Annotated in this window: 8 protein-coding genes, 3 tRNA genes and 2 rRNA genes; 2 read left to right on the forward strand and 11 right to left on the reverse strand. The window is 44.7% G+C overall.

Annotated elements, in window-relative coordinates; all coding sequences use genetic code 11:
* The 5 genes from ilvD to ilvL form a co-directional block, all read right to left on the reverse strand.
* Positions 1-1851 (reverse strand): dihydroxy-acid dehydratase, encoded by a 1851-nt coding sequence (gene ilvD, locus M1F05_RS19880; protein WP_206083056.1) that lies wholly within the window; start codon positions 1849-1851, stop codon positions 1-3.
* Positions 1852-1916: 65 nt separating this feature from the next.
* Positions 1917-2846, reverse strand: coding sequence for a branched-chain amino acid transaminase (locus tag M1F05_RS19885; RefSeq protein ID WP_206083055.1), 930 nt, complete (start codon positions 2844-2846; stop codon positions 1917-1919).
* Between the two features lie 11 nt (positions 2847-2857).
* Positions 2858-3127, reverse strand: a complete 270-nt coding sequence (gene ilvM, locus M1F05_RS19890; protein WP_206083054.1) for an acetolactate synthase 2 small subunit — start codon at positions 3125-3127, stop codon at positions 2858-2860.
* The gene (gene ilvG / locus M1F05_RS19895) at positions 3124-4770 is read right to left on the reverse strand and encodes an acetolactate synthase 2 catalytic subunit (protein ID WP_206083052.1); all 1647 of its coding nucleotides are present in this window, start codon (positions 4768-4770) and stop codon (positions 3124-3126) included. The genes ilvM and ilvG overlap by 4 nt, the downstream gene beginning before the upstream one ends.
* Before the next feature lie 131 nt (positions 4771-4901).
* A complete protein-coding gene (ilvL, locus tag M1F05_RS19900) occupies positions 4902-5003 on the reverse strand; it encodes an ilv operon leader peptide (RefSeq protein WP_071524553.1) in 102 nt (33 codons plus the stop codon).
* Between the two features lie 480 nt (positions 5004-5483).
* Between ilvL and M1F05_RS19905 the strand changes: the two genes are divergently transcribed.
* Positions 5484-7010, forward strand: coding sequence for a YifB family Mg chelatase-like AAA ATPase (locus tag M1F05_RS19905; RefSeq protein ID WP_206083050.1), 1527 nt, complete (start codon positions 5484-5486; stop codon positions 7008-7010).
* Between the two features lie 75 nt (positions 7011-7085).
* Here M1F05_RS19905 and M1F05_RS19910 read toward each other — a convergent pair whose 3' ends face one another.
* A complete protein-coding gene (locus M1F05_RS19910) occupies positions 7086-7424 on the reverse strand; it encodes a DUF413 domain-containing protein (protein ID WP_206083048.1) in 339 nt (112 codons plus the stop codon).
* A gap of 112 nt (positions 7425-7536) precedes the next feature.
* Here M1F05_RS19910 and hdfR point away from each other — a divergent pair, with 112 nt between their 5' ends.
* Positions 7537-8382, forward strand: coding sequence for an HTH-type transcriptional regulator HdfR (gene hdfR, locus M1F05_RS19915; protein ID WP_206083047.1), 846 nt, complete (start codon positions 7537-7539; stop codon positions 8380-8382).
* 496 nt (positions 8383-8878) lie between these two features.
* On the opposite strand, the gene M1F05_RS19920 is transcribed toward hdfR, so the two are convergent.
* From M1F05_RS19920 to M1F05_RS19940, 5 genes are all read right to left on the reverse strand, one after another.
* Positions 8879-8954, reverse strand: a tRNA-Trp gene (locus M1F05_RS19920).
* A gap of 8 nt (positions 8955-8962) precedes the next feature.
* Positions 8963-9039: transfer RNA gene (locus M1F05_RS19925), tRNA-Asp, on the reverse strand.
* Positions 9040-9097: 58 nt separating this feature from the next.
* Positions 9098-9213, reverse strand: a 5S ribosomal RNA gene (gene rrf / locus M1F05_RS19930).
* Between the two features lie 142 nt (positions 9214-9355).
* Positions 9356-12262: ribosomal RNA gene (locus M1F05_RS19935) — 23S ribosomal RNA — on the reverse strand.
* A 358-nt stretch (positions 12263-12620) separates the two neighbouring features.
* A tRNA-Glu gene (locus M1F05_RS19940) sits at positions 12621-12696 on the reverse strand.
* Positions 12697-12799: the final 103 nt, after the last annotated feature.

Here is a 12799-nt window from a genome sequence, read left to right on the forward strand (position 1 = left end):
TCAGCCCCCTAATTTTGACTTATCGCGCACAGCGCCTTTGTCTGCACTAGTTGCTAAGGAAGCGTAGGCACGCAGTGCAAAAGACACTTCGCGCTGACGATCGCGTGGAGTAAAGGCCTTATCACCACGGGCTAATTCCGCCTCACGCCGTTGGTTAAGTTCGCTTTCACTGACATCCAGCACCATCGTTCTTTTTGGAATATTGATATCAATAATATCGCCATCTTGAACCAGAGCTAATAAGCCGCCACTGGCTGCTTCTGGCGAAATATGGCCAATAGACAAACCTGAACTACCACCCGAGAAACGGCCATCAGTGATAAGCGCGCAGCTTTTACCCAAGCCCATTGATTTCAGGTAGGACGTTGGGTACAACATTTCCTGCATGCCTGGCCCACCTTTTGGCCCTTCGTAGCGGATCACTACCACATCACCTTCAACGATTTTACCACCTAAGATGGATTCAACTGCATCATCTTGGCTTTCAAATACTTTTGCAGGGCCACGGAACGTTAAGCTACCCTCATCAACCCCAGCTGTTTTGACGATACAGCCATCTTCCGCAATATTTCCAGATAAGACAGCAAGACCACCATCCAAACTATAAGCATTCTGAATATTACGGATACAGCCATTTTCACGGTCAGTATCCAGCGAAGGCCAACGGCAATTTTGTGAAAATGCTTTGGTGGTACGAATACCTGCAGGGCCTGCGGAAAACATAGACTTAACACTTTCGTCTTTCGTCAGCATGACATCATACTGCGCCAATGTTTCTTGGAAAGTCAGCCCTAAAATATTAGTGACATTTTCTTGCAGTAAGCCTGCGCGGCTCAGCTCCCCTAAAATACCAATAACCCCACCTGCACGGTGAACATCTTCCATATGGTATTTTTGTGTGCTTGGTGCCACTTTGCATAAATGCGGAACTTGACGAGACAAACGGTCAATATCCTCCATCGTAAAATCAACATCAGCCTCTTGTGCTGCTGCCAGCAAGTGAAGAACGGTATTCGTCGAGCCCCCCATCGCAATATCAAGGGTCATGGCATTTTCAAACGCCGCTTTATTGGCAATATTACGAGGTAACGCACTTTCATCATCTTTTTCGTAATAGCGTTTCGTTAGCTCGACAATACGTTTACCTGCGTTGATAAATAAGGTCTCGCGGTCAGCGTGAGTCGCTAATAACGAGCCATTACCTGGCTGAGATAACCCTAATGCTTCAGTTAAGCAGTTCATGGAGTTAGCCGTAAACATACCAGAGCATGAACCACAGGTTGGGCAAGCAGAACGTTCGATTTGTTCGCTATCTGCATCACTCACATTCGGGTTTGCCCCCTGGATCATCGCATCGACTAAATCCAATTTAATAATTTGGTCTGAAAGCTTGGTTTTCCCTGCTTCCATCGGACCGCCAGAAACAAAAATAACTGGGATATTAAGACGTAATGACGCCATTAACATACCTGGGGTAATTTTATCGCAGTTAGAAATACACACCATAGCGTCCGCACAGTGCGCATTAACCATATACTCGACAGAATCGGCAATTAATTCACGGGAAGGTAAGGAATACAGCATTCCGCCATGCCCCATGGCAATCCCATCATCAACCGCAATTGTATTAAACTCTTTCGCTACGCCGCCTGCGTTTTCAATTTGCTCTGCAACCAGTTTGCCAAGATCGCGTAAATGTACGTGACCAGGTACAAACTGAGTGAATGAGTTAACAACTGCAATAATGGGTTTTCCAAAATCAGCATCGGTCATTCCAGTTGCTCGCCACAATGCGCGTGCCCCCGCCATATTACGACCATGTGTTGTTGTTGCTGAACGGTACTTAGGCATATCTTTAACTCCCGTGTTTAAAAACAGGCGGGGAACGTCCGCCTGTAACATCTATTTCAATTTAGTTATTGAGGGTTTACTGGATCTAACCAGCCCCATTTGTCTTCCGTTGTACCATTAAATAAACCGAAGAATGCTTGTTGAATTTGTTTAGTCACTGGGCCACAACGACCAATACCTACTTGGATACCATCAACGCTGCGTACAGGGGTAATTTCTGCTGCAGTACCCGTCATAAAGACTTCATCCGCAAGGTAGAGAGATTCACGTGATAGTGTTTGCTCACGGACTTCAATACCCATATCTTTTGCTAAGGTTAAGATCGCATCACGAGTAATACCTGGTAATGCAGATGATGTGAACGGAGGCGTATATAAAATTCCATCTTTCACTTCAAAAATATTTTCCCCAGCACCTTCAGAGAGATACCCATGAACGTCTAAAGCGATACCTTCTTGATAACCATGACGACGTGCTTCGCTCCCCACTAATAAAGATGATAAATAGTTACCACCTGCTTTTGCGCCAGTAGGAATGGTATTCGGTGCAACGCGATTCCATGAAGAAACCATCGCATCAATTCCCTGATCTAGGGCTTCTTCACCTAAATAAGCACCCCACGGGAAGGCAGCTAAGATGACGTCAGTGTTATAACCATCTGGTGGGTTAACCCCCATGCCAACATCACCAATAAAAACTAATGGCCGGATATACGCACTGACTAAGTTATTTTTGCGTAAAGTCGCACGACACGCTTCCATTAACTCTTCTACGCTATAGCTGACAGGCATACGGTAAATTTTTGCAGAATCGTGCAAACGTTGCATATGCTCACGGTGGCGGAAAACGACAGGCCCTTTGTGAGAATCATAGCAACGGACGCCTTCAAACACTGATGTACCATAATGCAGAGCATGAGACATAACATGAACCTTTGCATCAGCCCATGGCGTCATTTCACCGTTAAACCAAATAAAGTCAGCTTTCTTAGTCATTTTAATCTTCCTTACATTGCACTTTGTGTGCGTAATAGTCGTGATTCTTGTTGTAGCACTTCAACTTCTGTAATGTCGGAAAGCTTCGTTAACTGAGCGCAAAGCTGGGTTAACGGCCTCTGACTACTTACAGTCAGTTCAATATTAACATTATCGCCATCTGATGATTGTCCCATATTCATGGCATTTATCTTAAATCCACGATGGCGAGTGACCCTTAATATACGCTCTAAAACCTCAGGACGGAAACGGGCCAATATCGAGAGTTGATGTTGCATCATAATGGTTTCTCCATCATTTTTTCATTACTCGCCCCTGGTGGAACCAGCGGCCAGACGTTTTCTAATTCATTAATTGATACCTGTAATAGATAGGCACCTTCGCTATTCAATAATTCATCTAATGCTGCATTTACTTGCGACTTATCCGTAATACGCTGCCCTTTAATGCCAAACGCACTGGCTAAAGCAACAAAATCGGGGTTATCTGTTAATATCGTTTCGCTGTAACGTTGTTCAAAGAACAACTCTTGCCATTGGCGAACCATGCCTAAGCGTTGATTATCCAATAACAGAATTTTGACAGGCAATTGTTTGCGTTTGATGGTGCCTAATTCTTGAACATTCATCATGAACGAGCCGTCCCCAGACACGCAAACAACGGTATCTTCAGGTCTCGCTACTTGCGCGCCAATAGCAGCGGGAATACCAAAACCCATCGTGCCCAAACCGCTTGATGTTAAGAAATTTTCAGGGGCATCCACCGTAATATGCTGCGCTGACCACATTTGATGTTGCCCTACATCCGTTGTAACAACCGTGTTCGGTTTCATTTTATCGGACAGTTGTTTCAATAAGAGTGGTGCATAAATAGGTTCACCTGGGTGGTCATAACGCCAACCAAATTCTGTTTTCAGCTGCTGAACCTCGGCTTGCCATGGTGCAATGGCTTTTTTCAGCATTAACTTTGGCAATAACACTTTCGCATCACCGTGTAAGGCTACATGGGTTTGGCGCAATTTATCCAATTCAACGTGGTCGATATCGATATGAATGACTTTGGCATTTGGTGCAAAGGTATTTAATTTCCCAGTGACACGATCATCAAAACGTGCTCCGACGGCGATAAGCAAATCACAGCGTTGAACAGAAATGTTAGCGGCTTTCGTGCCATGCATGCCTAACATTCCCAAGTAATTTTCATCTGCTGGATCTGGCGCGCCTAACCCTTTTAATGTTGAAACAGAGGGTAAGCCAGTGTAGGCGATAAATTCCCTTAACTCCGAAACCGCACCCGACATCCCTACACCACCACCGATGTATAACATGGGTTTTTCTGATTGTTCCAACAATGCTCTCGCTTGCTGTATCTCAATCTCAGGGAATGACATTTCTTGCTCTACTGGCATTAAGAACGGTGATAGCTCTGCGTGTTGTAGCTGAATATCTTTCGGAATATCAATCAGTACAGGTCCTGGACGCCCACTATTTGCGATTGCGAAAGCTTCAGCAAGAATGCGAGGCAAATCTTCTATCGATTCAACTAAAAAGCTATGTTTTGTACAAGCCAGAGACAAACCTAAAACATCAATTTCCTGAAAAGCATCCGTCCCAATAAATTCAGAAGCCACTTGACCAGTAATGGCGACAACGGGAACAGAATCTAACAATGCATCTGCTAATCCTGTTATAACGTTTGTTGCACCAGGGCCTGATGTCGCGATACAAACTCCCGTTTTACCCGTTGAGCGTGCATATCCAATTGCTGCAATAACCGCACCTTGTTCATGTCTACACAGTAAATGTTCTACACCCCCATCATACAATGCATCATAAACTGGCATAATTGCTCCCCCAGGATAGCCAAAAACCGTATCAACTCCCTGAGTTCGCAACGCCTGAACCAACCATTGTGCTCCGTTCATGCTTCTCTCCTGTCTGCCTACTTTTTATCTGTTTGTATTTATTATGTTTTGTATATTTTTTTGGATTAACAAAATTTGTGTCAAAAAAAACCCCGCGCCTTTCGGTGCGGGGTTCTCGTAAGATCTGGCTGTTATTTTAGCCTTCGTCGTCCAAGTGCAGCCCCGCACGGTGGGATAATAATCACCACCACGCTAATAATAATTAGGCTAACTGCTTGGATAAATGCGTTCATGAGTTTTACTTTTTTAACTTTATTTGTTGTCCTTATTAAAGAGGTATCATTTTAAAATCATTTTGACAACTTTTATTTAGGTTATTTATTATCAAAATATTTATCTTAAATAAATTCATGCAGTTAAGTAAAAAACGGAACAATATGCTATAAGAATAGTAAGAAAGCAGTAATTACCCATGAATTAGATAGCATAATCAGCTGTATCCCCCATGACCTTTTAATAAAAATGGTTCAATCTCACTTCTCCCAATTGATTATTTTTTCTTTAGCGTATCCAATGCTTTATCAAAATGCACAATGACAAAAAAAACATCAAGCCGAGATATACCAACCCCTCAGAGCACCCCCCAAAAAAATGAAACAGCTAAGTCACTAAACAAATAAATTATCGAGTGGCTTCGCAAATAGTATTTTTATCCATTAAATATCAGCTAGTTTTTAACAGAATATTACTCTGTTATTTATATCGGAGGTTTTATGGCACTAGCGATTGTTTACACTAGAGCTTCGATAGGCATGGAAGCACCACTTGTCACTGTTGAAGCTCATATTAGTAATGGGCTTCCAGGGCTAACATTAGTCGGTTTACCCGAAACAGCCGTCAAAGAATCCAGGGATAGAGTCAGGAGTGCGCTACTCAATAGTGGGTTTGAATATCCCGCAAAAAAAATAACGGTAAATTTAGCACCCGCTGATTTACCAAAAGAAAGTGGTCGCTACGACCTTGCTATTGCAATTGCGATACTCGCCTCATCAGGCCAGATCCCACATGATGCATTAAAAAAACATGAATTTTTAGGTGAACTGGCACTTTCTGGTGATATTCGTTACGTCAATAGTGCTATTCCTGCGGCACAAGCCGCATTAAAACAACAACGCATATTAATCATTTCAACTAAAAATCGGCATCAATTAAATTTATTACCCAATAAAAGCGTTCAGTTTGTAAGTTCTCTGCTAGAACTTTGCCATTATTTTAATGGAAACAATGAGCTTGAGTTTAACTACCAGATAAATCAACCCCCCCCATCAGCTAAAAATGAAGATAACATCAACGATATTATTGGCCAAGAACAGGGTAAGCGAGCACTTGAAATTTGTGCTGCAGGAGGACACCATTTACTCCTTTTAGGGCCTCCTGGAACAGGTAAAACAATGTTAGCTAGCAGGCTCATTACACTATTACCCGCTCTTACGCCTCAGGAAGCACTAGAAGTCGCTTCGCTACATAGTTTAAGTCAAGCTACTCAAAGTGCTATAGATTGGCCAATGAGGCCATTTAGAGCTCCTCATCATAGTGCATCAGTGGCAGCGCTAATCGGTGGTGGCTCACTTCCTAAACCAGGGGAAATATCACTCGCTCATCACGGTATTTTATTTTTAGATGAATTACCCGAGTTTAGCCGTGCTGTCTTAGATTCATTAAGAGAACCTCTTGAGTCAAAAGAAATTAGTATCTCTAGGGCAAAAGCAAAAGTCTGTTACCCTGCCAATTTTCAACTTATTGCCGCACTAAATCCAAGTCCAACAGGGCATTATCAAGGTGCAATGAGCCGTTCCTCACCAATATCTATTCTACGTTACCTTTCCCGCATATCAGGCCCATTCTTGGACCGATTTGACCTTTCCATTGAAATTCCTTTGTTGCCTATAGGTTCACTCAGCACCCCAAACCCTCAAGGAGAAACTAGCGAGCAAATACAACAGCGCGTCATTGACGCAAGAAATAAACAGTTAGCACGGGCAGGGAAAATCAATTCTTTACTAACATCAAGAGAAGTGACACAGTTTTGCGCTCTCAACTCTAAAGACGCTTTATTCTTAGAACATGCACTAAACAAATTAGGTCTTTCTATCCGAGCTTGGCATAAGATTTTAAAGGTTTCTCGAACCATTGCAGATCTCAAGGAATGCTCAAATATTGAACGAGTGCATTTATTAGAAGCTCTTGGCTACAGAGCAATGGATAAGTTATTGCTTCATTTGCAAAAACAAGTAAGCTGAGGAGAGGAGAAATAAAATATGCTCCACCGTACAAAATAAAGGGACCGAAGTCCCTTATCTTATACGATGGTGATATTAGTCATCTGTATCAGTATAGTCTTCCGAAGGATCTATCTGTGGTTTACCGCCAGATAGCGTGTGGAAGCGTTTTGGACGATTAATACGACTAGAATATTTTACCCAAACTTTTTCTTCTGGAGTAACTGGCTCACGCTCACCGCGGCAAACAGCAACGAAGAGTTTTTCCTCGTCAGTTTGTGCAGCACGTTTACCTGTATCAAGCTCGTTAAAAGCTTGACCTAGGCGTTCAAGCAACTGAGCTTCTTTAATGGTGAAATCACCATGACGAGAAAAGCCACGTGGGTAATGCTTATTATCAAAAAAACGATTAGTCGTGATGAAGCTATCTGCCATCTGACACACTCCTAACTTATTGCAGTCAAACTCTATATGGCGCGGAGTATTAGACAGCATTGACAATCTGTAAAACAAAACATTTAAATCATCACGACAAAAATAATTGGAGATGTATGTGGACAGCGAGTTATTGAGAACTTTTTTAGAGGTAAGCAAGACTAGGCACTTTGGTAGAGCAGCGGAATCACTCTACTTAACGCAATCTGCTGTCAGCTTTCGTATCCGACAGTTAGAAACTCAACTTGGCACCAGTTTATTCACTCGCCATAGAAATAATATTCGATTAACCGCCGCTGGTGAGCGATTAGTACCGTATGCTGAATCGTTGATGAACACCTGGTTACAAGCCAAAAAAGAAATTTCTCACGCATCACAGCATACAGAGCTTTCAATCGGTGCTACCGCTTCTCTATGGGAAGGCTACCTCACTGACTGGGTGGAAGCGCTTTATACTCAGCATGATGAATTACGATTAGAAGCTCGAGTGTCGACCCGACAGTCTCTCGTAAAACAGCTACACTCAAGAGAATTAGATTTGCTAATTGCCACTGAGCCGCCAAAAATGGATGAGTTCGAAAGTACGATTATTGGAACTATCGAGCTGCAACTAATGGCTTCACAAAAAAATATTGCTTTGACAAATTACAATTACATAAAACTAGAGTGGGGGGCTGATTTTCATCCAAAAAATGAATCTGCACTAACTCAAGATGATACACCAGTGATGATCACGACATCCGCTCATATTACCCGTCAATTACTTCCTGTATCGCTTTCAGCGGCATTTTTACCCGCACATTGGATACATCAATATCCTGCACTAAAAACGCTGTCAGAATCCCCTATAAGTAAGCCACTCTATGCCGTATGGTTACAAAAAAATGATCAACAGGCTCTTATTAATCAATTAATTAAAACACCAATAAAAAATGCGCCGTTGCACGAAACTAATTAAGCAAAATGAATTATTTGCTCATTCTGTTTCTCGATGATGGTATTAAATACCCTAAAACATATTCTATCTGCTTAAGGTGAACTCAAAAGCTATTAAAATAGAGCCTAAGATAGGTTTTTATTGATAAATAAGGGCGTACTAACTCCAATCGCACCCTTACCCTTAATTTAATTTTCTGAATCCTTTTAGCAAAATGCAGAAGCGCGGATTTCTTTATTCTGATATCGCCCTGTCCTTGATATTCAAATATAACTGACCAGAGAGATAAGTAAGAATCGAGTGTCATACTAATACGATAGAGTAATTTGATTATATATCAATCACCAAAAAGTGATAATTAATGGCATTTCTGTGAGAATTTGAAGAAAGCAAGAGTGGTAATAATAAACAAGGAGCAATAATGAAAGGGTGTTCGTAAAATTTAGATAAAGAAAAACCCGATTAATATAACCGGGTTATCAATAGATACTTCTTTTATTATTACTTAATTGGTAACTGGCAGGGGCGGAGAGACTCGAACTCCCAACACCCGGTTTTGGAGACCGGTGCTCTACCAATTGAACTACGCCCCTAAATTAAGTGGCGGAACGGACGGGACTCGAACCCGCGACCCCCTGCGTGACAGGCAGGTATTCTAACCAACTGAACTACCGCTCCACTTATTCTTTTGCCTTTCGGCAGCTTACTGCTATTGAGCAATAAACTTTTAATTAATGTCTGGCAGTTCCCTACTCTCACATGGGGAGACCCCACACTACCATCGGCGCTACGGCGTTTCACTGCTGAGTTCGGCATGGGGTCAGGTGGGACCACCGCGCTATTGCCGCCAGACAAATTCGGTTCGTTCCCGTTCAGCGCTTTTCTTCGCTAAACCAGAACATCAATCTTGAACAAGCTGCTGTGTCCGTCACCTTTCGGCTTCTCACCCACATTCGAAAACTATCTCGTCTCTCTAAAACACCTTCGGTGTTGTCAGGTTAAGCCTCACGGTTCATTAGTATTGGTTAGCTCAACGTATCGCTACGCTTACACACCCAACCTATCAACGTCTTAGTCTTAAACGTTCCTTTAGGACCCTTAAAGGGTCAGGGAAGACTCATCTCAAGGCAAGTTTCCCGCTTAGATGCTTTCAGCGGTTATCTTTTCCGCACTTAGCTACCGGGCAATGCCATTGGCATGACAACCCGAACACCAGTGGTGCGTCCACTCCGGTCCTCTCGTACTAGGAGCAGCCCCTTTCAATCTTCCAACGCCCACGGCAGATAGGGACCGAACTGTCTCACGACGTTCTAAACCCAGCTCGCGTACCACTTTAAACGGCGAACAGCCGTACCCTTGGGACCTACTTCAGCCCCAGGATGTGATGAGCCGACATCGAGGTGCCAAACACCGCCGTCGATATGAACTCTTGGGCGGTATCAGCCTGTTATCCCCGGAGTACCTTTTATCCGTTGAGCGATGGCCCTTCCATTCAGAACCACCGGATCACTAAGACCTACTTTCGTACCTGCTCGAGCCGTCACTCTCGCAGTCAAGCTGGCTTATGCCTTTGCACTAACCGCATGATGTCCGACCATGCTTAGCCAACCTTCGTGCTCCTCCGTTACTCTTTGGGAGGAGACCGCCCCAGTCAAACTACCCACCAGACACTGTCCGCACCCCAGATAATGGGGCAACGTTAGAACATCAAACATTAAAGGGTGGTATTTCAAGGTTGGCTCCACGCAGACTGGCGTCCACGCTTCAAAGCCTCCCACCTATCCTACACATCAAGGCTCAATGTTCAGTGTCAAGCTATAGTAAAGGTTCACGGGGTCTTTCCGTCTTGCCGCGGGTACACTGCATCTTCACAGCGAGTTCAATTTCACTGAGTCTCGGGTGGAGACAGCCTGGCCATCATTACGCCATTCGTGCAGGTCGGAACTTACCCGACAAGGAATTTCGCTACCTTAGGACCGTTATAGTTACGGCCGCCGTTTACTGGGGCTTCGATCAAGAGCTTCTCCTTACGGATAACCCCATCAATTAACCTTCCAGCACCGGGCAGGCGTCACACCGTATACGTCCACTTTCGTGTTTGCACAGTGCTGTGTTTTTAATAAACAGTTGCAGCCAGCTGGTATCTGCGACTGGCTTCAGCTCCATGGGTAAACCACTTCACCTAATGCCAGCGTGCCTTCTCCCGAAGTTACGGCACCATTTTGCCTAGTTCCTTCACCCGAGTTCTCTCAAGCGCCTGAGTATTCTCTACCTGACCACCTGTGTCGGTTTGGGGTACGATTAATGATAATCTAGAGCTTAGAGGCTTTTCCTGGAAGCGGGGTATGAGCTACTTCGCCACCGTAGTGACTCGTCATCAGACCTCAGCATATAGTGAATCGGATTTGCCTAATTCACCTGCCTACATCCTTAAACCGGGACAACCGTCGCCCGGCCAGCCTAACCTTCTCCGTCCCCCCATCGCAATTATCACCAGTACGGGAATATTAACCCGTTTCCCATCGACTACGCATTTCTGCCTCGCCTTAGGGGTCGACTCACCCTGCCCCGATTAACGTTGGACAGGAACCCTTGGTCTTCCGGCGTGCGGGTTTTTCACCCGCATTATCGTTACTTATGTCAGCATTCGCACTTCTGATACCTCCAGCATACCTCACAGTACACCTTCACAGGCTTACAGAACGCTCCCCTACCCAACAATATCTAAATATCGCTGCCGCAGCTTCGGTGCATAGTTTAGCCCCGTTACATCTTCCGCGCAGGCCGACTCGACCAGTGAGCTATTACGCTTTCTTTAAATGATGGCTGCTTCTAAGCCAACATCCTGGCTGTCTGAGCCTTCCCACTTCGTTTCCCACTTAACTATGACTTTGGGACCTTAGCTGGCGGTCTGGGTTGTTTCCCTCTTCACGACGAACGTTAGCACCCGCCGTGTGTCTCCCGTGATAACATTCTTCGGTATTCGTAGTTTGCATCGAGTTGGTAAGTCGGGATGACCCCCTAGTCGAAACAGTGCTCTACCCCCGAAGATGAGTTCACGAGGCGCTACCTAAATAGCTTTCGGGGAGAACCAGCTATCTCCCGGTTTGATTGGCCTTTCACCCCCAGCCACAAGTCATCCGCTAATTTTTCAACATTAGTCGGTTCGGTCCTCCAGTTAGTGTTACCCAACCTTCAACCTGCCCATGGCTAGATCACCGGGTTTCGGGTCTATACCCTGCAACTCATTCGCCCAGTTAAGACTCGGTTTCCCTACGGCTCCCCTATACGGTTAACCTTGCTACAGAATATAAGTCGCTGACCCATTATACAAAAGGTACGCAGTCACACCCCGAAGGGTGCTCCCACTGCTTGTACGTACACGGTTTCAGGTTCTATTTCACTCCCCTCGCCGGGGTTCTTTTCGCCTTTCCCTCACGGTACTGGTTCACTATCGGTCAATCAGGAGTATTTAGCCTTGGAGGATGGTCCCCCCATATTCAGACAGGATAACACGTGTCCCGCCCTACTCGTCGAGTTCACAACACCAACACCTTCGGATACGGGGCTATCACCCTTTACTGCCAGCCTTTCCAGACTGTTCTCCTGATGCTAATGCTGATTAAGACTCTGGGCTGCTCCCCGTTCGCTCGCCGCTACTAGGGGAATCTCGGTTGATTTCTTTTCCTCGAGGTACTGAGATGTTTCAGTTCCCTCGGTTCGCCTCGTTTGACTATGTATTCATCAAACGATAGTGCAACGAATTGCACTGGGTTTCCCCATTCGGATATCGTCGGTTATAACGGTTCATATCACCTTACCGACGCTTTTCGCAGATTAGCACGTCCTTCATCGCCTCTGATTGCCTAGGCATCCACCGTGTACGCTTAGTCGCTTAACCTCACAACCCGAAGGTGTCTTTTTATCAGACGACACGTAACGTCATGGCTGTGCGGGGTGAACTTCTTCGTTGGGTAGTGCTCGCAATGCTCACGTACTATTGTACGCTGCGCTTGCTGTGCGCTAGCCGCCTTGAATTTCACACTGCTCGCTCATGCCACTCGCTTGTGTGCTTGAAAAACACTTCAAGTTGAGATTTTTGAGAGACTCTCACATTGTTTAAGCGATAAACAATGTGCGTTGTTTTCAATTTTCAGCTTGTTCCAGATTGTTAAAGAGCATAATTGTTAAACCAACTATCTACATAATTGGCTTAATCATTATTGGGGACATCGTCTTTCACTCGATATCGGCGCAATTGGCGTCCCCTAGGGGATTCGAACCCCTGTTACCGCCGTGAAAGGGCGGTGTCCTAGGCCTCTAGACGAAGGGGACACGAAAATCACAAAAACTTTTTGCGCTTTTCATGTAAGCCCTATTCTTGCGAATAAGTCTCCCACGTATAGCCTATTGCTCTACTTTCTATCAGACAATCTGT

The sequence above is a fragment of the Providencia sp. PROV252 genome (assembly GCF_033676005.1).
In the GTDB taxonomy this organism is placed as follows: domain Bacteria; phylum Pseudomonadota; class Gammaproteobacteria; order Enterobacterales; family Enterobacteriaceae; genus Providencia; species Providencia vermicola.